Source organism: Geodermatophilus marinus (assembly GCF_003428645.1).
In the GTDB taxonomy this organism is placed as follows: domain Bacteria; phylum Actinomycetota; class Actinomycetes; order Mycobacteriales; family Geodermatophilaceae; genus Geodermatophilus.
This window is the reverse complement of sequence record NZ_QVQH01000010.1, coordinates 128,584-149,594: the sequence shown is the minus strand read 5'-3', so window position 1 is coordinate 149,594 and position 21,011 is coordinate 128,584. Positions and strand designations below refer to the sequence as shown.

19 protein-coding genes and 1 tRNA gene are annotated in these 21,011 nt (G+C 76.1%); 13 read left to right on the top strand and 7 right to left on the bottom strand.

Annotated features, from left to right (window positions below):
* Positions 1-4: 4 nt before the first annotated feature.
* Both D0Z06_RS13395 and D0Z06_RS13390 read right to left on the bottom strand, forming a co-directional pair.
* The gene (locus D0Z06_RS13395; RefSeq protein WP_233517661.1) at positions 5-721 is read right to left on the bottom strand and encodes an MOSC domain-containing protein; all 717 of its coding nucleotides are present in this window, start codon (positions 719-721) and stop codon (positions 5-7) included.
* Between the two features lie 2 nt (positions 722-723).
* Positions 724-1,647, bottom strand: a complete 924-nt coding sequence (locus D0Z06_RS13390) for an aldose 1-epimerase family protein (RefSeq protein ID WP_117377924.1) — start codon at positions 1,645-1,647, stop codon at positions 724-726.
* Between the two features lie 364 nt (positions 1,648-2,011).
* Here D0Z06_RS13390 and D0Z06_RS13385 point away from each other — a divergent pair, with 364 nt between their 5' ends.
* On the top strand, positions 2,012-3,229 hold the full coding sequence (locus D0Z06_RS13385) for an HNH endonuclease signature motif containing protein (protein ID WP_370453337.1): 1,218 nt from the start codon (positions 2,012-2,014) through the stop codon (positions 3,227-3,229).
* Between the two features lie 181 nt (positions 3,230-3,410).
* Here the strand turns inward: D0Z06_RS13385 and D0Z06_RS13380 are convergent, their stop codons facing one another.
* Positions 3,411-3,896: a GNAT family N-acetyltransferase gene (locus D0Z06_RS13380; RefSeq protein ID WP_233517660.1), complete on the bottom strand. Its 486-nt coding sequence runs from the start codon at positions 3,894-3,896 to the stop codon at positions 3,411-3,413.
* Positions 3,893-4,480 (bottom strand): TetR/AcrR family transcriptional regulator, encoded by a 588-nt coding sequence (locus D0Z06_RS13375; protein WP_117377922.1) that lies wholly within the window; start codon positions 4,478-4,480, stop codon positions 3,893-3,895. Before D0Z06_RS13375 ends, D0Z06_RS13380 begins: the two co-directional genes overlap by 4 nt.
* Positions 4,481-4,569: 89 nt before the next feature.
* Here D0Z06_RS13375 and D0Z06_RS13370 point away from each other — a divergent pair, with 89 nt between their 5' ends.
* The 5 genes from D0Z06_RS13370 to D0Z06_RS13350 all read left to right on the top strand — a co-directional run bounded on the left by D0Z06_RS13370 (position 4,570) and on the right by D0Z06_RS13350 (position 8,254).
* Positions 4,570-5,736, top strand: a complete 1,167-nt coding sequence (locus tag D0Z06_RS13370) for an acyl-CoA dehydrogenase family protein (protein WP_117377921.1) — start codon at positions 4,570-4,572, stop codon at positions 5,734-5,736.
* A 95-nt stretch (positions 5,737-5,831) separates the two neighbouring features.
* Entirely contained in the window at positions 5,832-6,305 is a 474-nt protein-coding gene (locus tag D0Z06_RS13365) for a pyridoxamine 5'-phosphate oxidase family protein (protein ID WP_117377920.1), read from the top strand.
* A gap of 96 nt (positions 6,306-6,401) precedes the next feature.
* The gene (locus D0Z06_RS13360; protein WP_117377919.1) at positions 6,402-6,875 is read left to right on the top strand and encodes a DUF1707 SHOCT-like domain-containing protein; all 474 of its coding nucleotides are present in this window, start codon (positions 6,402-6,404) and stop codon (positions 6,873-6,875) included.
* A 53-nt stretch (positions 6,876-6,928) separates the two neighbouring features.
* Positions 6,929-7,315, top strand: a complete 387-nt coding sequence (locus tag D0Z06_RS13355) for a nuclear transport factor 2 family protein (RefSeq protein ID WP_117377918.1) — start codon at positions 6,929-6,931, stop codon at positions 7,313-7,315.
* A gap of 33 nt (positions 7,316-7,348) precedes the next feature.
* A complete protein-coding gene (locus D0Z06_RS13350; RefSeq protein ID WP_117377917.1) occupies positions 7,349-8,254 on the top strand; it encodes a DNA-3-methyladenine glycosylase family protein in 906 nt (301 codons plus the stop codon).
* Positions 8,255-8,353: 99 nt separating this feature from the next.
* Here the strand turns inward: D0Z06_RS13350 and D0Z06_RS13345 are convergent, their stop codons facing one another.
* The gene (locus tag D0Z06_RS13345) at positions 8,354-10,003 is read right to left on the bottom strand and encodes a methyl-accepting chemotaxis protein (RefSeq protein WP_117377916.1); all 1,650 of its coding nucleotides are present in this window, start codon (positions 10,001-10,003) and stop codon (positions 8,354-8,356) included.
* Between the two features lie 456 nt (positions 10,004-10,459).
* A tRNA-Leu gene (locus D0Z06_RS13340) sits at positions 10,460-10,545 on the bottom strand.
* Between the two features lie 166 nt (positions 10,546-10,711).
* Here D0Z06_RS13340 and D0Z06_RS13335 point away from each other — a divergent pair.
* The 7 genes from D0Z06_RS13335 to pknB all read left to right on the top strand — a co-directional run bounded on the left by D0Z06_RS13335 (position 10,712) and on the right by pknB (position 20,296).
* Complete coding sequence (locus D0Z06_RS13335) at positions 10,712-11,521, top strand: FhaA domain-containing protein (protein ID WP_117377915.1); 810 nt, start codon at positions 10,712-10,714, stop codon at positions 11,519-11,521.
* Between the two features lie 19 nt (positions 11,522-11,540).
* Complete coding sequence (locus tag D0Z06_RS13330) at positions 11,541-12,005, top strand: FHA domain-containing protein FhaB/FipA (RefSeq protein WP_117377914.1); 465 nt, start codon at positions 11,541-11,543, stop codon at positions 12,003-12,005.
* A gap of 58 nt (positions 12,006-12,063) precedes the next feature.
* Positions 12,064-13,545, top strand: a complete 1,482-nt coding sequence (locus D0Z06_RS13325; RefSeq protein ID WP_117377913.1) for a PP2C family protein-serine/threonine phosphatase — start codon at positions 12,064-12,066, stop codon at positions 13,543-13,545.
* Complete coding sequence (locus tag D0Z06_RS13320; protein ID WP_117377912.1) at positions 13,542-14,957, top strand: FtsW/RodA/SpoVE family cell cycle protein; 1,416 nt, start codon at positions 13,542-13,544, stop codon at positions 14,955-14,957. Before D0Z06_RS13325 ends, D0Z06_RS13320 begins: the two co-directional genes overlap by 4 nt.
* Positions 14,954-16,393: a peptidoglycan D,D-transpeptidase FtsI family protein gene (locus tag D0Z06_RS13315; RefSeq protein WP_117377911.1), complete on the top strand. Its 1,440-nt coding sequence runs from the start codon at positions 14,954-14,956 to the stop codon at positions 16,391-16,393. The genes D0Z06_RS13320 and D0Z06_RS13315 overlap by 4 nt, the downstream gene beginning before the upstream one ends.
* Positions 16,393-18,183, top strand: a complete 1,791-nt coding sequence (locus D0Z06_RS13310) for a protein kinase domain-containing protein (protein ID WP_117377910.1) — start codon at positions 16,393-16,395, stop codon at positions 18,181-18,183. Before D0Z06_RS13315 ends, D0Z06_RS13310 begins: the two co-directional genes overlap by 1 nt.
* Before the next feature lie 163 nt (positions 18,184-18,346).
* On the top strand, positions 18,347-20,296 hold the full coding sequence (pknB, locus tag D0Z06_RS13305) for a Stk1 family PASTA domain-containing Ser/Thr kinase (protein ID WP_117377909.1): 1,950 nt from the start codon (positions 18,347-18,349) through the stop codon (positions 20,294-20,296).
* 44 nt (positions 20,297-20,340) lie between these two features.
* Here pknB and D0Z06_RS13300 read toward each other — a convergent pair whose 3' ends face one another.
* Positions 20,341-20,994 carry an aminodeoxychorismate/anthranilate synthase component II gene (locus D0Z06_RS13300; protein ID WP_117377908.1) on the bottom strand — a complete coding sequence of 218 codons (654 nt, stop codon included), beginning with the start codon at positions 20,992-20,994 and terminating at the stop codon, positions 20,341-20,343.
* Between the last annotated feature and the right edge of the window lie 17 nt (positions 20,995-21,011).

Below are 21,011 nucleotides of genomic sequence, written 5' to 3'. Positions count from 1 at the left end.
CGGCTCAGCCCCCGGTCACCGGCTCGTCGCCGACCCGGACGGTGCCCGGCCGGGCGACGAGCGCGCCCACGGCGAGGGTCCCGCCGCGCTCGCGGTGGATGGTCTTGAGGACCGAGGTGTCCCGGTCGATGCCACCGGGCTGCGGGCGGGTCACCATCACGCAGCGGGGCACGGCGAGGCCGACGTCCAGCACCGCCCCGCCCAGCCGCACGCGGCTGCCGACCAGCGAGTCCTCCCCCGCACCCTCGAGGACGACGTTGGCCCGGAACCGGCGCCTGTCCCACGCGCCGGTGGTGCCGGTGGACAGGAGCGTGACCCGGGCGGCGGCGCTGTCGTGGAAGGCGCCCGCGGCCCCCTCGAAGGCCTCCCACCGCTGCTCCTCGTCGTCGGGCACCTCGTAGGAGGGCGCCGACCCGTCCGCCCGGCGCAGCGCCACCGACCGGCCGAGCCAGTCCGAGAGCACGTCGTCCTCGGTGGTGGCCGAGCCGTCGGGCAGCACCACCTGCAGCTCGCCGTCCGGCCGCAGGCGGGCCGAGCCGAACAGCAGCGCGGGCACCCGCCGGGCGGTCAGCCCGAGGCCGGTCCCGCGGTCGAAGAGGGCCCACTGCCGGTCACCGGCCAACCCCTCCGGGCCGACCTCGGCCACGTCGAGCCGCTCGCCCTGCAGCGACTTCACCGGGTACCGCCACAGCTCGGCGACCCGCATCCGGGTGGCGCCCATCGTCAGTCCCCCCAGGCCAGGCTCCACGTGCCCGACCAGTCGGCGCCCGGCTCGAGGACGACGAGGTCGGCGCCGTCGGCCAGCGCGTTCGGCGGGCAGGTCATGGGCTCGACGGCCACGCTGCGCCGCCGCTCACCCGGCGACAGCGTGTCACCGGTGTAGACCTGCAGCCAGCCCCACGCCGGGTCCACGGCCAGCTCGGTCCAGCCGGCCGGCCCGCGCAGCCGCACCCGCGCCCAGCCGTCGCCGTCCCGCTCGAGGTCGGTGAGCGGGGTGTCGAAGGAGCGCTCGCCGAGGCGGCCCACCGCGCCGTCGAAGGGCCGCCGCTCACCGGTGGGCAGGCCGGCGGCGTCCACCACCAGCTCGGTGCGGGCGGGCAGGGAGAGCTCGGCGTCGGCGATGCCGCCGTCCTCGGTCGCCCCGACCCCGAGGTAGGGGTGCAGGCCCAGCCCGAACGGCGCCGCGGCGTCACCGGCGTTGCGGACCCGCGCGGTGACGGTGAGCCGCCCGGCCTCGAGCCGGTGGTCGAAGGCCGCGGCCAGCCGGAACGGGTAGCCGGGGCGCGGCTCGACGACGGTGCCGACGGTGACCGCCCCGTCGGCCTGCGCCAGCACCGACCACGGCTGCCAGGAGACCAGGCCGTGGATGGCGACCGGCTTCTCCGCCGAGGAGACCTCCAGCCGGTGCTCCTCGCCGCGCCAGGTCCACCGGCCGTCGCGCACCCGGTTGGGCCAGGGCAGCAGCACCCCGCCGCGCCGGCCGGAGGGGAGCGCGCCGGCCGGGTACCCGTCGAGGACCTCCCGGTCGCCGGCGATCAGCGCGCGCAGGGTCCCGCCGCGCAGGTCGACCACCAGCCGGGTGTCGCCGGCGCTCACCACCACCTCGGTGGGCTCGGTGGCGGGCCAGGGCGCGGTGGGGTCGCTCATGGCCTCACCCCACCACACGCCGCCGACGTCCGCGGCCCGCGCTTCTGCAGCCGGCCCCCTCCCCCCGACCTGCTGGCCGGCGCCCGCGACCCGCCGGGCCCGGCCGATCTCGACTGCCGTCCCGCCGATCGGTGTGCGGCCGCGGCGCCGCCCGTCGCGGCGGCGTGCACCGCGGCTGCACATCACCTGCCTGCCAGGCCCGGGCCCGTCCGGACCCGGCCCGTCAGGGACCCGGGCCCACGGCCCTGTCAACCTCTCACCTCCGTCTGTGGACAGCCCGCTGAACTGGGGATTCATGGTGCGACGAGCCCCGTCTGGCGATAGCATTCGTACACGCATTCGATGAACGGGGCAGGGAGGTGCGGTGACGGTGGAGGACCTGTGCGCGGCGATCGACGGGCTGGCCGGGGCCGAGCTGGCCTCGGCGTTCGGCCCGGAACTGCTCGACCGGCTGGGTGGGCTGCTGGTCGCCCAGCACCGGATCGCCGCCGAGGTGGCCCGCACCGTGCGCGCCTGCGAGCTGGCCGGCGCGGCGGAGTTCGACGGACTCAAGACCATGGCCTCCTGGCTGCGCGGGCACGGGCGCATGTCGACCCTGGCCGCGGCCGGGCTGGTCCGCGCCGGCCGGGCCCTGGAGGCGCTCCCCGCCCTGGCCGAAGCGCACGCCGCCGGGGCGGTGTCGGCCGAGGCCGTCGCGACGGTGGCGCCGGTGGCCGCCGACAAGAACCTGGCCGCCGCCGCGGCCGCCGGCGTCGACCTCGCGGAGGTCGACCGGCTGCTCACCGGCGTCGCCGCCGAGCGCCCGCACGCCGACCTCGTGCAGGTCGTGCGGCACTACCTCACCGGCCTGGACCCCGACGGGCCCGAACCCGACCCCACCGAGGGCCGCCGGCTCTCCCTCGTCCGGCACGCCGACGGCACGCTCACCGGCCGGCTGGAGCTGGACGCCGCCGGCGGGGAGAGGCTGCAGGCCGCCCTGGAGAGCCTCCTGCAGGCCGGGCGGTGCGCCGGCGACGAGCGCACCCGGCCCCAGGCGCAGGCCGACGCCCTCGTCCAGCTGTGCGATCTCCAGCTCGCCGCCGGCACCCTGCCGGTGCTGCGCACGGTCAAGCCGCACGTGGCCGTGGTGATCAAGGCTGAAGACCTCATCGACCCCACGGCCGGCCCCGGCGCCGCGGAGCTGGGCTTCGGCGCCACGATCTCCGCCGCCCGGGCCCGCTGGCTGGCCTGCGACGGGGCGGTCACCCGCATCGTGCTGGGCCCCGACGGCACACCCCTGGACGTCGGGCGCACCCACCGGGTGGTGCCCCCGCACCTGCGCCGGGCGGTGGAGCGCCGGGACCGGGGCTGCGTGTTCACCGGCTGCGGTGCCCCGACCCACTGGTGTGACGTGCACCACCTGCTGGAGTGGCCCCTCGGCGGGGAGACCTCGCTGGCCAACAGCGCCCTGTTGTGCGAGCGGCACCACACGAAGGTCCACCACGGCTTCCGGGTCGAACGGCGACCCGACGGGCGTTGGCGCACCTGGCGCCCCGACGGCACCGAGATCCACATCCTCGCCCCACCCCTGGCCGCAGCCTGAAGCAGAACGGCCGGACCCCGAGCAGAGCCGGGGCCAGAACCGCAGACCCGCCGACCCGGCGCACCCACCCGTGCGCCGGGCACCCGGCGTGCCCGGCTGCAGGGCCCGCCGCCGGGTGCTGTGCGCGGCGTGCGAGCGCAGGGACCGCGCAGGCCACCTGGCCGAACCGCCCGCGGCCCCGTCAGCCGGCGCCGAGGACCCGCTCGTAGAAGAGGGAGTCGGCGGCGTCCAGGGAACCGGCGTACGCGCCGAAGGCCGGGATGGGCCGGTAGCCGGCTCCCTCGTAGAGGGCGATCGCCTCCGGCTGCTGCGGTCCGGTCTCCAGGCGCAGGGTCCACCAGCCACGCGCCCGGGCCGCCGCCTCCAGACCGGCCAGCACCAGCCGGGACAACCCGCGGCCGCGGGCGGGCGGCACCACGTACATGCGCTTGACCTCGGCCACGCCGTCCCTCAGGGCCCGCAGGGCGCCGCACGCCACCGCCTCCCCGTCGGCGTCCCGGGCGAGCAGGACCACGCTGACGTCGTCGGCGGTCGGCGGCGTCCCGGGCTCGCCGGCGCCGTCGTACCGGGCTCGCAGCTCGGCCTGCTGCGCCGCCGTCAGCCGGCGGACGTCCGGGTCGTCCCAGGGGGCGGCGGTGAGCGTCACGGTGGATCGGGTGCCGGTCACAGGCTGATCCCGTGCAGCAGGAGGGCGGCCAGCTCCCGGTAGGCGGTGGCGTCGTCCAGGCCGGTGGCCTGCGCGGTGTCACCTCGGCCGATCCGGAGCATCAGCGTGGTCACCGTGTCGGCGACCAGCGCCGGGTGCACCTCCCGGAACCGGCCCCGGGCCACCCCCTCGGCGATCAGCTCGCGCACCCGGTCGGCGGCCAGCGCCGTGTTGCGCTCGTAGACCGACCGGCCGGGCGGGAAGGCGTCGAGGTCGCTGCGGAACCGCGGCCCGGCCGGGGCCAGGGCCCGCGCCACCGCGCTGAGGTAGGCCGTCACCCGCAGCGCCGGGTCCTCCTCGGTCGCCGTCCCCGCCTCCACCGCCTCGGTCGCCTTGCGGAAGAAGTGCCGCACCACGCGGACGGCCAACTGCTCCTTGCTGTCGGCCAGCGCGTAGAGCGTGCTCTTCGAGCAGCGCAGCCGGACGGCGAGGTCGTCGAGGGTGAACCGGGCGAAGCCCTCGGCAAGGAACAGCGCCTCGAGCTGGTCGAGCAGCTCGGCCTGCCGGCGGGTGAGCCGGCCGTCGGCGGCGGTGGTGGTCGTCATCGGGCACCTCCGGCGGGGACGACGTGGCCCAGGACGCCACACAGTACTGCGGTACCGTCGTCAGTACTGTTCGCGAGGGAGGGGACGCCGTGCCGGTCGACCGTGAACTGCCCACCCAGGAGGCCGCCGACCTCCTGGCGCTGACCCGCGAGATCGCCGACGCGGAGCTGGCGCCGAGGGCCGCGCAGCACGAGCGCGAGGAGCGCTTCCCGCGGGAGGTCTTCCGGCTGCTCGGCGAGGCCGGGCTGCTGGGCCTGCCCTTCGGCGAGGACGTCGGCGGCGGCGGCCAGCCCTACGCGGTCTACCTGCAGGTGGTCGAGGAGCTGGCGGCGCGCTGGGCGAGCGTCGCGCTCGGGGTCAGCGTGCACACCCTGGCCTGCTTCCCCGTCGACACCGCCGGCACCGAGGCCCAGCGCCGCGAGCTGCTACCGGCCATGGTCGGCGGCGACCTGCTCGGCGCCTACTGCCTGTCCGAGGCGCACGCCGGGTCCGACGCGGCGGCGATGCGCGCCAGCGCGAAGGACGCCGGCGACGGGAGCTGGGTGGCCACCGGCGAGAAGGCCTGGGTCACCCACGGCGGCCACGCCGACTTCTACTCCACCTTCCTCCGCACGCCGGACGACGGCCCGCGGGCGATCTCCTGCTTCCACCTGACCCCGGACCTGCCCGGGTTCAGCCCCGCGAAGCCGGAGGAGAAGATGGGGCTGACCGCCTCCACGACGGCCGCCGTCCGGCTCGACGACGTCCCCGTGCCGGCCGACCGGCTGGTCGGCGAGCGGGGTCGCGGGCTGGGCATCGCGCTGGCCGCGCTCGACTCCGGCCGGCTCGGCGTCAGCGCCGTCGCGGTGGGCCTGGCCCAGTCGGCCCTGGACGTCGCCGTCGCCTACGCGCTGGAGCGGGAGGCGTTCGGCAAGCGCATCGTCGACCACCAGGGCGTCGCCTTCCTGCTCGCCGACATGGCCGCCGCGGTCGAGTCCGCCCGTGCGACCTACCTCGTCGCCGCCCGCCGCAGGGACGCCGGCAAGCCCTACGCCCGCCAGGCCAGCATCGCCAAGCTGGTGGCCACCGACGCCGCGATGAAGGTCACCACCGACGCCGTCCAGGTCCTCGGCGGCGCCGGCTACACCCGCGACCACCCGGCCGAGCGCTTCATGCGCGAGGCGAAGGTCATGCAGATCTTCGAGGGCACCAACCAGATCCAGCGGATGGTCATCGGCCGGCACCTCGCGAAGGAGGCCGCCCCCGCCGCGGGCTGAGGCCCGGCCGCGGGCCGAGTGCCCGGCCGCGGGCCGAGTGCCCGGCCGCGGGCCGACCCCTGGGCGGAGACCGCCGTGCGCGCGACCATCCCGGCATGGCTGCCTTCGCCGACCTGGACCGCGACGACCCCGACCTCGCCCGCCGCGTCCGCGCGTGCTTCGACGCCCACGCCCACAAGGTGCTGGCCACGCTGCGGGCCGACGGCGGGCCGCGCGTCAGCGGCATCGAGATGGCGTTCGTCGGCGGCGAGCCGTGGCTGGCCGGCATGCCCGGGTCGGTCAAGTTCGCCGACCTGCGCCGCGACCCCCGTTTCGCCCTGCACAGCGGCAGCGACGAGCCGGACGCCTTCACCGCGGACGCCAAGCTCTCGGGGCGGGCGACCGAGGCGACGGCGGACGAGCGCGCCCGGTACGCGGAGCAGGCGGGGCTGCCCGGCCCCGGCGGGTTCGACCTGTTCCGCGTCGACCTCGACCAGGTCGTCCTCACCGCCCTCGACGAGGGGCGGACGGCGCTGGTCGTCTCCTCGTGGCGGCCGGGCCGCGGCGTGACCCGCACCCGGCGCACCTGACCGGGGACACGGGACAGTCGTGACGTCCGTCAGTGGTCCCGGCCCGGTGCGGCCGACCAGACTGGGGGCAGCCGATCCCGAGGAGGGTCCCCCGCGATGCCCGAGCCGCACCTGCGCGCCGCCGACGCCGACCGGGCCGCGGTCGCCGCCCAGCTGGGCGAGCACCTGTCCGCCGGCCGGCTCACGGTCGTCGAGTACGACGAGCGGCTCGCCGCCGCCTACACCGCCCGCACCTACGGGGAGCTGGCCGAGCTGACCGCCGACCTCCCGGCGACCTCCGCCGCGGCGCCGGTCGCAGCAGCCCCGGCAGCCACCGCGTCCCGGTCCGGTTCGCACACCGCCCACCTGCACGGCGGCTGGAGCGGCGGCCCGAGCCGCGCGGCGGCCTGGCGGAACTGGGCCTACGTCGCGGTCGTCGTGCTCGGGGTCTGGCTGACCACCTGCCTGGCCACCGGGGAGCTGCTCTACCCCTGGCCGATCTGGGTGATCGGGCCGTGGGGCGCCGTCCTGCTGGCCCAGACCCTCACCCGCCGCGGCGAGGACGACGAGCAGCGGCGGCAGCTGCCCTGACCGCGCCGCCGCCGGCGCGGGTGCCCCGCCCTTCCGGCGGGTAGACCCCCCGCATGCACACCCTCACCGAGCGCTTCACCGACGCCCTGCACCACCTCGACGCCGAGCGCGACCCCCAGCCGCTCGTCGACCTGGCCGGGGACGACACCCAGCTGGTCAAGCTCGACGAGCACCACGAGACCCGCGGCCAGGACGGCGCCCGGCGGTTCTGGCAGGACTACCGGGACGTGTTCGGCGACATCGAGACGACGTTCACGCACAGCGTCGTCGGGGAGAGCAGCGCCGCCCTCGAGTGGACCTCGACCGGGACGCTGCGCTCGGGCAAGCCGTTCACCTACCGCGGCGTGACGGTGATCGAGGGCGACGAGGACCAGCTGTCCGGCGTCCGCACCTACTACGACTCCGCCGCCTTCGTGCAGGAGCGCGCGGGCACGGCCTGACCGCTCGCCCGCCTACGCTCGCACCGGGAGGCGGTGCGGGTGACGGCGGAGGTGGCGGTGCCGGTCGGCGACGTCGACCTCGGCGCCACGCTCGCCGGCCTCGCCTGGCTGGCCGGCGACCCGACCCTGCGGTGCGTGCCCGGGCGGTTCGAGCGGGCGACCGTGACCCCCGAGGGCACCGCCGCCGTCGAGGTCGCCTGGCGGGACGGCGCTGCCGAGGCCCGGGTCCGTGCCCACGGCCCCGGCGCGGACCGGCTGCTCGACGGGGCGCCGGGGCTGCTCGGCCTCGAGGACGACGTCACCGGCTTCGACCCGGCCGACCCGCCGCTGCGCGACCTCTGGCGCCGGCACCGGCGGGAGCGGATCCCGCGCACGGGCACCGTCTGGCACGACGTCGCCTGGCTCGTGGTGCAGCAGCGGGTGACCCGCCAGGACGCCGCGGCGCAGTGGCGGCGGCTGGTGACCGGGCTCGGCGCACCGGTACCCGGCCTGCCGTCGGTGACCGCGCCGCCGACGCCGGACCGCGTGGCCCGGCTGGACCCCGCCGGCCTGCACCGGTGGGGCATCGAGCGGCGCCGCGGGGAGGCGCTGATCGGGGCGGCCCGGGCCTGCCTGCGGCTGCACGCCCAGGACGACGCCGACCCGGCCACGGTCCTCGCGGTGCTGGGCGGGGTCCGCGGCATCGGGCCGTGGACGACGGCCTCCCTGGCCACCTGCACCTGGGGGGACGCCGACGCGGTGCCCCCCGGCGACGCCGGCCTGCCCGCCCGGGTGGCCTGGACGCTGGCCCGCGAGGAGCGCGCCGACGACGCCCGCATGCTCGAGCTGCTGGAGCCCCACCGCCCGCACCGCCAGCGGGTGGTCCGCCTGGCGCTCCACGCCCCGCCGCCGCCGCGCCGGGCGCCGCGCGGCCGGCGGCACGACATCCGCCCCCGGTGACCCGGGCCGGGGAGCCGCCCGGGGCACGGACGGCGGGGCCCGGCAGCCGGCCGGCTGCCGGGCCCCCGCCCCGCGGGTGGGCGACGGGGAGCGCTGTGCTCAGTAGGTGAAGCGGGCGACCGAGGCGCGCAGCCCGGCGGCCATCCGGGACAGCTCGTCGACGGCCACGCGTGTCTGGGTCAGGGCCTGGGTGGTGGAGTCGGCCGCGGTCGAGACCCCGGTGATGTTGTCCGCGATCTGGCTCGACCCCTCAGCGGCCTCCTGGACCGACCGGGACATCTCGTTGGTCGTCGCGGTCTGCTCCTCCACCGCGGAGGCGATCGTCGTCTGCCGGTCGGCGATCTGCGCGACGACGTGGCTGATCTCCCCGATGGCGGCCACCGCCGCCCCGGTGTCGCCCTGGATCGCCTGCACCCGCCGGGCGATGTCCTCGGTGGCCTTCGCCGTCTCCTGGGCCAGCTCCTTGACCTCGTTGGCGACCACGGCGAAGCCCTTGCCGGCCTCCCCGGCGCGGGCGGCCTCGATGGTGGCGTTGAGGGCCAGCAGGTTCGTCTGCTCGGCGATGCTCGTGATGACCTTGACGACGTTGCCGATCTCCGCCGAGCTCTCGCCCAGCTTCGCGACCGTGGCGGTGGTGGTCTCGGCCGCGGTGACGGCGCGGGCCGCGACGTCGGAGGCCTCGGCGGCGTTGGTGGCGATCTCCCGGATGGACGCGCCCATCTGCTCGGCCCCGGCGGCCACGGTCTGCACGTTGCGGCTGACCTCCTCCGCGGCACCGGCCACGACACCGGACTGCGCGCTGGTCTCCTCGGCCGAGGCCGAGATCTGCGCAGAGCTGGCGCTCAGCTCCTCGGAGGAGGCGGCGACGGCGTCCGCCGAGGATGCGACGCGGGAGAGGACGTCGCGCATGGTGGCGACGGCGGTGTCGAGGGCCCGGCCCATCTGCCCGAGCTCGTCGCGGGTCTGCAGGCCGCTGCTCTGCGTGAGGTCACCGGCCGCGAGGGCCTCGGCCACCCGCTGCACCCGCCGGACGCTTCCGGCGACCCCGCGGGCCACGGCGAGCCCGATCACGGTGGCCAGCGCCAGGCCGGCGAGCAGGACGACGACGGCGAGCGTGCGCTGGGAGCTGTACTGGTCCTGCGCGGCGGCCGCGGCCGCCGAGGCGTCCGCGTGCTCCATCTCGCGGACCTGCGCGAGGTTGTCGTCGACCTGGACGGCCAGCGGCGCCACCTCCGTCTGGTTGGCCGCCCACCACCCCTGGTGGTCCAGCGCCACGGCGAGCGGACCCAGCCGGGTCTCCGACGCCTGCACGTACCGGGCGAACGCGGTGGCGGCCTCGTCGACCAGGGCCTGCTTCTCCGCGGTCGGGGACGAATCGGCATACGCGTCGGCGGCGGCCCGGAAATCCTCGGCCAGGCCCGGGAGCGTGACCTCGAGGATCTGCGCGCTGTCCGCTTCCTCCGGCGTGAGGAGTGCGTTGCGCGAGTCGATGCGGAACTGCAGCAGCGCCTCCTTCATGTCCGCTGCCGCCTCGAGGCCGGCGATGTTGCTCTCGTACAGCTCCTGGCTCGTGTCGGCCGAGGTACCCAGAGCAGTGATGCCCATGACCCCGATCCCCACCGCGACGGCGGCGGCCGTTCCCACGGCGGTCAGGGTCTTGGTGCTCACGCCACGGTCGCCCCACCAGGCCCGCGAGGAGGTCGGCGTGCTCGGCCGGTCGCCGGTGTGGACGGTGTCGTTGCTGGACATCGGGAGCTCCTACGGTGGTCCGCTGGCGCGGACGACGTGTGCGGGGTGCCGGCACCGTGGCCGCGGCTGCGCGGCCCCGATCTCCGGGTGCGGCAGGACGTTAGGGGCTTCGAGAGCCGATCAGCCGGAAAGGCACGTGCGTGTCGGAATTGCTCCGCGCAACGATTCGGGGACGACATCACCATGTCGACAAGAAATGCACTGCTACCATTCCTCGACTGACCGACGGAATGGCATCGGCTTGTTGACAGCACAGGGTGTTCCCGCGCCGGACCACGTCACGACCGGTTGCCGGCGCTCCGGTGCGGACCGCCCCGGGGCCGGTCCGGTCGGTGGGCGACCGGTTGCACCCTCCCCCTGTCGGCCTCCACGGCCGGCAGCCGACGGGCGATGCCGACCGTCCCGGACCCCGCCGACGCGAACGGCCCCCGGGGGATCCCCGGGGGCCGTCTCGTCTGGTGGGCAAGGGGGGAGTTGAACCCCCACGTCCTTCCGGACACACGGACCTGAACCGTGCGCGTCTGCCATTCCGCCACTTGCCCGAGGCGCAGGGACGAGGTTAGCAGCCCCCACCGGCCCTCCCGCGCCGGCCCCCGGGAACGCCTGGGGCGCACGGTGCGTCCGGGGCCACCGGCCGGTCCGGAGCCCCATCCCCGGCTACGATCACGGGTGGCAGAACGGACGACCGGCGAGCGCGAGGGAGCGACTGTGGGTGTGCTGCAGCGCTTCGAGCGGCGGCTGGAGGGGATGGTCGGGCTGGCCTTCGCCCGGCTCTTCAAGGGCAAGGTCCACCCGGCGGAGATCGCCAAGGCGCTGACCCGCGAGGCGGAGGAGCAGCGCTCGGTGCTGGGCGAGGGCCGGGTGCTGGCCCCCAACGTCTACGACGTGCGGCTCGGCCCCACCGACTACGACCACCTCGCCGAGTGGTCCGAGCAGCTCGCCGTCCAGCTCGCCGACATGGTCACCGAGCACATCGAGGACGAGGGCTGGCAGGTCTTCGACCGCGTCCAGGTGCGCCTGGAGCGGGACGAGGAGCTGCCCACCGGCGTCTTCGAGGTCAGCTCGCACGTCGCCGACCCGGCGCGGCCCCCGGCGCGCCCCGACGAGCCGGCGCCGGAGGGTCCCGGCAGCGGCGTCGTCCCCCCGCTGCCGCCGCTGCGCGGCCGGGTGGCCACCGACACCGGTCGCCAGTCGCCCTCGGTCGTCGGGCGGGCCGGCTCGAAGCCGGGTCTCACCCACGTGCTCGTCGTCGACGGGCCGGGCACCCGCCACGAGCTGACCACCGGCCGCAACGTCATCGGCCGCGGCACGGACGCCGACATCCGGCTCCCCGACACCGGGGTCAGCCGCAAGCACGTCGACGTCGTCCTCGACGCGGGGACGGCGGTGGCCGAGGACCTCGGCTCCACCAACGGCACCCTCGTCAACGGGCGGCGCATCACCCGCCAGGCGCTCTCCGACGGCGACGTGATCCGGATCGGCCACTCCGTGCTCGTCTACCGCCAGGACGGCGCGTGAGGCGGGGCGGAGGACGCCGGTGACCGCCGAGATCGTCCTGCAGATCTTCCGCTTCGGCTTCCTGCTGCTGTTGTGGTTGTTCATCTTCGCCGCGTTCCGGGTGGTCCGCGCCGACCTCTTCGGCGGGCGGGCCGGCCGGGTCTCCTCGGTCCCGCCCCGTGCGGCCGCCGCCCCGGGCCGCCGCCGCAACCGCGGGCCGAAGACGCTGGTCGTGACGGCCGGCCCGCTGACCGGCACCAAGATCACCCTCGGGGAGCAGCCGATCCTCATCGGCCGCGCGGACGACTCCACGCTCGTGCTCACCGACGACTTCGCCAGCTCCCGGCACGCCCGGCTGACCAACCGCAGCGGCCAGTGGTACGTCGAGGACCTCGGCTCGACCAACGGCACCTACCTCGACCAGCAGCGGGTCCAGGGCCCGCTCCTGGTGAGCCCCGGCCAGCCGATCCGCATCGGCCAGACCGCCCTGGAGCTGCGCTCGTGACATCCCGCCCGAACTCCGCGACCCGGCTCGCGGCAGCGGGCGCCGCGGAGGGGGTCCGGTGAGCCTCTCCCTGCGCTACGCCGCCCGGTCCGACCGCGGCCTGGTCCGCGGCAACAACCAGGACTCCGTCTACGCCGGCCCGCGCCTGCTCGCCGTCGCCGACGGCATGGGCGGGCACGCCGCCGGCGACGTCGCCAGCAAGGTCGTCATCGCCGCGCTCGAGCACCTCGACGACGACGCGCCCTCGGGCGACATGCTGCAGGCGCTGCGCGAGGCGGTCTTCGACGGCAGCGAGCACCTGCGCGAGGTGATCCGCGAGTCCCCGCAGCTGGAGGGCATGGGGACCACCCTGACCGCCGTGCTCTTCGCCGGGGGACGGCTGGCCCTGTGCCACGTCGGGGACTCCCGCGCCTACCTGCTGCGCGACGGGGTGCTCACCCAGATCACCCACGACGACACGTTCGTGCAGACCCTCATCGACGACGGGCGGATCACGCCCGAGGAGGCCAACCACCACCCGCAGCGCTCGCTGCTGCTGCGCGCGCTCAACGGCCAGGACGTCGACCCCGACCTGTCGATGCGGGAGGCCCGCGCCGGCGACCGCTACCTGCTGTGCTCCGACGGGCTCTCCGGCGTGGTCAGCGAAGAGACCCTCGCCGAGGCGCTCACCGACCCCGACCCGCAGGCCACCGCCGACCGGCTCGTCGAGCTGGCGCTGCGCAGCGGGGGCCCGGACAACATCACCGTCATCGTCGCCGACGTCGTCGAGGACGGCGCCGGCCCCGCGCCCGTGGACCCGGTCGTCGACGGCGCGGCCGGGGACAACGCCGGCCAGCGCGCCGTCGACCCGAGCTCGGCCGCCGGCCGGGCCGCGCTCGCCGGGCCCCCGCCGCCCCCGTCGGCCCCCGCGACGCCCGTGGCCACCGCGCCGCCCCCGCCCCGCCGCCGGCGGCTGCTCTGGGGCCTGGCCGGGCTGCTGCTGGTGGCCGCCGCGGCCGTGGGCGCCTGGCTGTGGCTGCTGTCGAACTGGTTCGTCGGGGTCGAGGACGTCGCCGACGGCGAGCGGGTCACCGTCTACCGCGGCCTGGACACCTCGCTGCTCGGCCTCGAGCTCAACCAGGTCGCCACAGTCACCGACCTCGACGTCGAGGACCTGACCCCCGCCGACGCGAGCAAGGTCCGCCGCGGCATCGAGGCCACCGACGGCGCCCACGCCGACCGCATCGTCGCGATGCTCCGCTCCTCGCGGCTGCCCGTCTGCCCGTCCGGGGACGAGCAGGCCGACGACGGGGCGGGCGCCGGCGCGAGCCCCTCGCTGGGCCTCCCCCTCCCCGGGACCGACCTGGGCGCCGACGCCACCGCCGGCCTGCCCGCCCCGTCCGTGCCCACCGACCCCGTGCCCACCGACCCCGTGCCCACCGACCCCGTGCCCACCGATTCCGTGCCCACCGACCCCGTGCCCACCGATTCCGTGCCCACGGGACCGACGCGGTCGCCCTCGACGCCCGAGCCGGGAGTGGACTGCCGGGAGGTGCCGTGACCGTCGGACCCACCACCGACCCCCGCGCCGCCGCGGGCGTCACGACGCCGAAGCGGCGCGGCACCGAGTTGGCGCTGCTGGGCTTCGCCGTCCTCATCACGCTGACCGCGCAGGCCATCGTGGACCTCACCCTCACCGGGTCGCTGACCACCGAGCTGGCCACCTTCGGCGTCTGGATCAGCGCCCTGTGGCTGGTCGCCCACCTGGTGGTGCGCCGGTTCGCCCCCTACGCCGACCCGCTGCTGCTGCCGTGCGTGGCGCTGCTGGTCGGCCTGGGCCTGGCCGTGATCCACCGGCTCGACCTCGCCGACCGGCAGATCGACGCCACCGCGACGCGCGAGGACGCGCCCGTGCAGCTGGTGTGGGCCACGCTCGGCGTGGCGCTGTTCGTCGCCGTGCTCGTGCTGCTGCGCGACCACCGGCTGCTGTCCCGGTTCGCCTACACGCTGGCGCTGGTCGGCCTGGTCCTGCTGGCGATCCCCGCCGTGCTGCCCGCCTCCCTGTCGGAGGTCAACGGCGCCAAGATCTGGATCCGGGTCGCCGGGTTCAGCATCCAGCCGGGCGAGTTCGCCAAGATCTGCCTGGTCGTCTTCTTCGCCGCCTACCTGGTCGACAAGCGCGACGTGCTGGCCCTGGCCAGCCGCCGGGTGATGGGCCTGGAGCTGCCCCGCGGCCGCGACCTCGGCCCGGTGCTGGTCGCCTGGATGCTGTCGATCCTCGTGCTGGTCTTCGAGCGGGACCTCGGCAGCTCGCTGCTGCTGTTCGGCATCTTCGTGGTGATGCTCTACATCGCCACCGAGCGGGCCAGCTGGCTGCTCATCGGGCTGGCGCTGTTCGCCGGCGGCGCCTTCATCGCCTATCAGGTCTTCGGCCACGTGCAGCAGCGCGTGGACGCCTGGCTGGACCCCTTCGCCTACTACGACGGCTCGGGGTTCCAGGTCGCCCAGTCGCTGTTCGGGCTGGGCACCGGCGGGCTGTTCGGGGCCGGGCTCGGCGGCGGCCGCCCCGACCAGGTGCCGATCGCCAAGAGCGACTTCATCGCCTCGGCGGTGGGCGAGGAGCTCGGGCTGTTCGGCCTGGTCGCGGTGATCATCGTCTACCTGGTGCTCGTCGAGCGCGGCCTGCGGACCTCGCTGATCGTCCGCGACGCCTTCGGCAAGCTGCTGGCCGCCGGGCTGGCCTTCGCCGTGGCCTGGCAGGTCTTCGTCGTCCTCGGCGGGGTCACCGGCCTGCTGCCGCTGACCGGCCTGACCACCCCGTTCCTCGCCTACGGCGGCTCGTCGCTGGTGGCCAACTTCGTGCTCGTCGCCGTCCTCGTCCGGATCAGCGACGCCGCCCGCCGCCCGGCGCCCGCCGCCGCCCCGCCCAAGCCGGCGCTGGGCGACGCCCCCACCGAGGTCGTGCAACCGTGAACGCCCCCCTGCGCCGCGTCGCGATCAGCGTGCTGGTCCTCTTCACGCTGCTGATCGTCAACGTCAACGTCATCCAGGTCGTCCGCTCCGACGAGCTGCGCGAGGACACCCGCAACACCCGGGTCCTGGCCGAGGAGTACGACCGCGAACGCGGGTCGATCGTCGTGGAGGGCAGCGAGGTCGCGCTCTCGGTCCCCACCGACGGCCGGCTCACCTACCTGCGCCAGTACCCGGAGGGCCCGGTCTACGCCGGCGTCACCGGCTACTACTCGCTGGTCTACGGCAACGAGCAGACCGAGCGCGCGGCCGACGAGGTCCTCTCCGGCAACGACCCGCGGCTGCTGGTGCGCCGGCTGGCCGACCTGTTCACCGGCCGGGACCCCTCCGGCGGCGACGTCGTCCTCACCCTCGACGCCGAGGTGCAGCAGACCGCGATGGCCGCGCTCGAGGGGGTCACCGGCGCCGTCGTCGCCCTCGACCCGTCGACCGGCGCGGTCCTGGGCCTGGCCAGCACCCCGACCTACGACCCGGGCCTGCTCTCCAGCCACGACCCGCAGGCGATCCGGGACTACTGGGCCGAGCTGAACGAGGCCGAGCGCGACCCGCGGCTCAACCGGGCGATCGGCGACAACTACCCACCCGGATCGGTGTTCAAGGTGGTCGTCTCGGCCGCGGCCCTGGCCGAGGGCTACACCCCCGACAGCGTGATCCCGGCCCCGCAGACGCTGACCCTGCCCGGGACCTCCACCGAGCTGGAGAACTTCGGCGGCTCGGCCTGCAGCAGCAGCGGCGAGCAGTCGCTCATCGACGCGCTCACCATCTCCTGCAACACCGCCTTCGCCCAGCTGGGCATCGACCTCGGCGAGGACCGGGTCCGCGAGATGGCCGAGGCGTTCGGCATGGACGGCGACGGCCGGGAGATCCCGCTCGCGGTCGCGCCCAGCAGCATCGGCGACATCGAGGGGGACGCCCAGCTCGGCGTCAGCTCCATCGGCCAGCAGGACGTCCGGATGACCCCCCTGCAGGCCGCGATGATCGCCTCGGCCGTGGCCAACGACGGCACGCTCATGGAGCCCTACCTGGTCGACCAGGTGCGCGCCCCGGACCTGTCGGTGATCGACCAGACCGACCCCGAGGAGCTCGGCGAGCCGGTGACCCCGGAGGTCGCCGACCAGCTGACCGAGATGATGGTGAGCGTCGTGACCGAGGGCAGCGGCCGGCGCGCCCAGGTGCCCGGCGTCCAGGTCGCCGGCAAGACCGGGACGGCGGAGAACGCCGGACCGGACCACAACTGGTTCATCGGCTTCGCCCCGGCCGACGACCCGCAGATCGCCGTGGCCGTGTTCGTCGCCAACGGCGGCGGCACCGGCGGCGACACCTCCGCGCCCATCGCCCGCCAGGTCATCTCGACCTACCTCGAGGGGCAGGGCGGCTGATGGCGCTGTCCACCGGCACGGTGCTCGCCGGCCGCTACGAGATCACCGCGCCCATCGCCACCGGCGGCATGGGCGAGGTGTGGCGCGCCCGCGACCGGGTGCTCGACCGGGTCGTGGCGGCCAAGGTGCTGCGCAGCGAGTTCACCGGCGACCCCAGCTTCGTGGCCCGGTTCCGCAACGAGGCCCGGCACACCGCCGCGCTGACCCACCCGAACATCGCGTCGGTCTACGACTACGGCGAGACCGAGGACGACCGCGGCGCGCGGCTGGCGTTCCTGGTCATGGAGCTGGTCGAGGGCCAGCCGCTGGTGACGATCCTCCACGAGGAGGGGACGCTCCCGGTCGACTGGACGCTGCACGTGCTGGGCCAGGCCGCCGACGGGCTGTCGGCGGCGCACCGGGCCGGCGTCGTCCACCGCGACATCAAGCCGGGCAACCTCATCGTCCGCCCGGACGGCGTGGTCAAGCTGACCGACTTCGGGATCGCCCGGGCCCGGGACGCCACGCCGCTGACCCGCACCGGCATGGTCGTCGGCACCGCCCAGTACCTCTCCCCCGAGCAGGCGCAGGGGTTCGAGGTCACCGCGGCCTCCGACGTGTACTCCCTCGGCGTGGTCGGCTACGAGTGCCTGACCGGGGGGCGACCCTTCGACGGCACCTCGCAGGTCGCCGTGGCGCTGGCCCACATCAACCGCCCGCCGCCACCGCTGCCCACCGAGATCCCGCCCGCCGTGCGGCTGCTGGTCGAGCGGGCGCTGGCCAAGGACCCCGCCGACCGGTTCCCCGACGGCGGGGCCTTCGCCGCCGCCATCCGCTCGGTCGCGGCCGGCACCGGGCTGACCGGCGTCCCCCCCGCGCCCGGGCCGGTCAGCGGTACGCGGCCGGCCACCGGTGCCACCCCCACGGCGCGCACCGAGGTGGTCCGCGACGCCGGCGACGGGCACACCGCCGTCCTCGGTGCCGCGGCCGCCGGCGGTGCGGTCGCCGGGGCGACCGGCGAGCGCACCGGGGCCCGCCCCGTGCCGCCGCTGCGGAAGCCGGACGACGGGGACGACGCGCCCCCGCCGGGAGCCGGCCGGCACCGCGGTGCGGCCGCCGGCGGCCGTGGGCGCTGGGCCTGGCCGGCCGCCGGGCTGGTGCTGCTGCTCGTCGTCGCCGGCGGCCTGTGGTTCCTGCTCGGTGGCGACGGCGAGAGCACCGACACGACCCGGACCAGCGGCCCCGCGCCGAGCATCACCACCTCGGCCGGCACGGTGCTGGTCGACACCCAGGCCTACGTCGGCCGGGACGCCGACGAGATCGCCGAGCTGCTCGGCGGGAGCGGCCTGCAGGTGCAGCAGCGGGGCGCCACCGCCGACGAGGTCTCCCGCTGGGGGATCGCCCTGGCCGCCGGGTCCGTCGTGGGGTCCGACCCGGCCGACCAGGCGGTGCCGGAGGGCAGCACGGTGACGCTCTTCGTGGCGCCCGACGACTACGCCCCGCCGGCCGAGGAGACCGAGGACGAGGGCGAGCCGGAGGAGACCGAGGAGCCCGCGCCGACCACCACGGCCGCGCCCACCACGACCGCCGCCCCGACCACCACCTCGGCCGCGCCGACGACGACCACCACGACGCCCGCGGCGCCGACCACGACGACCGAACCGACGGAGACCGGCGGACAGCAGGGCAGCCCCGCGCCGACCGAGGCCCCGCTGCCCGGCGAGGCCGCGCCGGAGGACGACCCGACCGGCGGGGACGCTGGTGCGCGCGAGGGCCGTGCGGCGGAGGACGCGGAGGGTCCGGTCGGGTGAGCCGGCTGCCCCGCGCCGCCCGGGACGGCGCCGTCCCAGCGGTTACGCTGCCCGCCGGTCACCCGTCGGGCGGCCGTCCCCCGCGCCGGCGGGAGCACCGTCGCCGGGATCCCGGCTCCCAGGCCCCCCGCACGCAGGACCGCACCGCCCGAGAGGACCCCCGATGACCACGCCGCAGGTGCTGGGCGAGCGTTACGAGATCGGAGGGGTGCTCGGCCGCGGGGGGATGGCGGAGGTGCACCGCGGCCGCGACCTGCGGCTCGGCCGCGAGGTCGCCGTCAAGGTGCTCCGCCAGGACCTCGCCCGCGACCCGTCGTTCCAGGTGCGCTTCCGCCGCGAGGCGCAGGCCGCGGCCTCGCTGAACCACCCCGCGATCGTGGCCGTCTACGACACCGGCGAGGACCGCGACACCAAGGGCGCAACGCCCTACATCGTCATGGAGTACGTGGAGGGCCAGACCCTCCGCGACGTGCTGCGCGGCGAGGGGGTGCTCTCCCCCGAGCGGGCCATGCACTTCGCCGCCGACATCTGCGGCGCCCTCGACTTCAGCCACCGCAACGGCATCGTGCACCGGGACGTCAAGCCGGGGAACGTGATGATCACGCCCCAGGGCGCGGTCAAGGTCATGGACTTCGGCATCGCCCGCGCCGTCTCCGACTCGGCGGCCACCATGACCTCCACGGCCGCGGTGATCGGCACCGCCCAGTACCTCTCCCCCGAGCAGGCCCGCGGCGAGGGCGTCGACGCCCGCTCCGACGTCTACTCGGTGGGCTGCCTGCTCTACGAGCTGGTCACCGGGGCGCCGCCGTTCACCGGGGACTCGCCGGTCGCGGTGGCCTACCAGCACGTCCGCGAGGACCCGCGGCTGCCGTCGTCCATCAACCCCGACATCCCGCCGGAGCTGGACGCGATCCTGCTCAAGGCCATGAGCAAGAACCCGGCCAACCGGTACCAGTCGGCCGCCGACATGCGCAGCGACCTGCTGCGCGCGCTGGCCGGCCAGCGCGTCGAGGCCACGCCGGTCATGAACGACGCCGAGAAGACCACCATCCTCGGCGCCACCCCCGGCGGCTACGACGGGGACGGCCCGTGGGACGAGGACGACGAGGCCGCGTCCCGGCGCCGGCGCACCCGCACGGTCGCGCTGATCGCCGCCGCCGTCGTCCTGCTGGGCGGGATCATCGCCCTGGCGCTGGTCCTGGGGAACGCCGACGACACGCCCCCGCCGGTCACCCAGGTCGCCGTGCCCGACGTCGTCGGCGACACCGAGGCCGACGCCCGCTCGGCGATCAGCGACGCCGGGCTGACCGTCGGCGCGGTCACCGCGCAGCCGAGCACGGCCGAGCAGGAGGGCCGGGTGCTCAGCTCCGACCCGGCCGGGGGCGCGCAGGTCGACCCCGACAGCGAGGTCACCCTCGTCGTCGGCGGCGGCGTCGACACCCTGACCGTGCCCCCGGTGGTCAACCTGGACGTCGACGACGCCCGGACCGCCCTGGAGAACGCCGGCTTCACCAGCGTGGACACCGAGACCGTCGACTCCGCCGAGCCCGAGGGCACCGTGATCGCGGTCGACCCCGAGCAGGGCAGCGCCGTCGCCCCGGACACCCGGGTGAACCTGCAGGTCTCCGACGGGGACGTCGCGGTGCCGGACGTGACCGGCCAGGACCAGGCGGCCGCGACCCAGGAGCTGCGCGGCGCCGGGTTCACCGACGTCGCGACCGAGGAGGTCGAGTCCGACCGGCCCGCGGGCACCGTGGTGGCCACCGACCCGGCGGCCGGCACCCAGGCGACGGCCGACCAGACCGTCACGCTGCAGGTCTCCGGCGGGGTCACCGAGATCACCGTGCCGGCCGGCATCGTCGGGCAGAGCGAGGCGGCCGCCCGGCAGGCGCTGGCGGCGGCCGGCTTCACCGGGACGATCTCCGTGCAGCCGACCGAGTCCGGCGGCGGGCAGGCGCCGGGCACGGTGGCCGGCAGCGACCCGCGGCCCGGCCAGACCGTGGAGCCCGACGGCGAGATCACCCTGCTGGTCGTGCAGGAGGCCCCGCCGACGGAGCCCCCCGCCGGCGGCGGGGAGGACGGCGGCGGGGAGACCGACACCGGGGGCGGCTGATCCCGGACGACGCCCGGGAGGCCCCTGGGGGCGCGGCCGGGCGCTCAGGCGGTGGCGACCGTGGTGAGCCGCCGGGCGGCGGCGCTGGCGGCCTCCAGGGCCGCCGGGTCCGGCGCCAGGCCGCAGGCGGCCAGCCAGGTGGCCAGCATCCGGTGCCCGCCCTCGGTGAGCACCGACTCCGGGTGGAACTGCACGCCCTCGACGGGCAGCTCGCGGTGGCGCAGCGCCATCACGATCCCCGACGGCGTGCTCCCGGTCACCTCGAGCTCGTCGGGGACGGTGGACCGGTCGAGGGCCAGCGAGTGGTATCGGGTCGCGGTGAACGGCGACGGCAGCCCCGCCAGGACGCCGGCGCCCTCGTGCACCACCTGGCTGGTCTTGCCGTGCAGCAGCTCCGGGGCCCGGACCACCCGGGCGCCGAAGGCCTCCCCGATCGCTTGGTGGCCGAGGCATACGCCCAGGACCGGCGTCCCGGCCTCGGCCGCGGCCCGGACCATCGGGACGGTCACGCCGGCACCGGAGGGGGTGCCCGGCCCCGGGGAGAGGAGCACGCCGGCGACGTCCAGGTCGGGCAGCTCCTCCACGGTGACCGCGTCGTTGCGCCGCACCACGCAGCGCACGCCCAGCTGCCCGAGGTACTGCACGAGGTTGTAGACGAAGCTGTCGAAGTTGTCGACGACGAGGACGGGGCGGGTCACGGCGGCTCGGCTCTCCC

Excerpts from the sequence above, each read along its gene's own strand:
- D0Z06_RS13355 (WP_117377918.1), top strand. The coding sequence starts at position 6,929 with ATGCACACCCTCACCGAGCGCTTCACCGACGCCCTGCACCACCTCGAC.
- D0Z06_RS13390 (WP_117377924.1), bottom strand. The coding sequence starts at position 1,647 with ATGAGCGACCCCACCGCGCCCTGGCCCGCCACCGAGCCCACCGAGGTG.
- D0Z06_RS13395 (WP_233517661.1), bottom strand. The coding sequence starts at position 721 with ATGGGCGCCACCCGGATGCGGGTCGCCGAGCTGTGGCGGTACCCGGTG.
- D0Z06_RS13345 (WP_117377916.1), bottom strand. The coding sequence starts at position 10,003 with ATGTCCAGCAACGACACCGTCCACACCGGCGACCGGCCGAGCACGCCG.
- D0Z06_RS13310 (WP_117377910.1), top strand. The coding sequence starts at position 16,393 with ATGGCGCTGTCCACCGGCACGGTGCTCGCCGGCCGCTACGAGATCACC.
- D0Z06_RS13365 (WP_117377920.1), top strand. The coding sequence starts at position 5,832 with ATGGCTGCCTTCGCCGACCTGGACCGCGACGACCCCGACCTCGCCCGC.
- D0Z06_RS13375 (WP_117377922.1), bottom strand. The coding sequence starts at position 4,480 with ATGACGACCACCACCGCCGCCGACGGCCGGCTCACCCGCCGGCAGGCC.
- pknB (WP_117377909.1), top strand. The coding sequence starts at position 18,347 with ATGACCACGCCGCAGGTGCTGGGCGAGCGTTACGAGATCGGAGGGGTG.
- D0Z06_RS13360 (WP_117377919.1), top strand. The coding sequence starts at position 6,402 with ATGCCCGAGCCGCACCTGCGCGCCGCCGACGCCGACCGGGCCGCGGTC.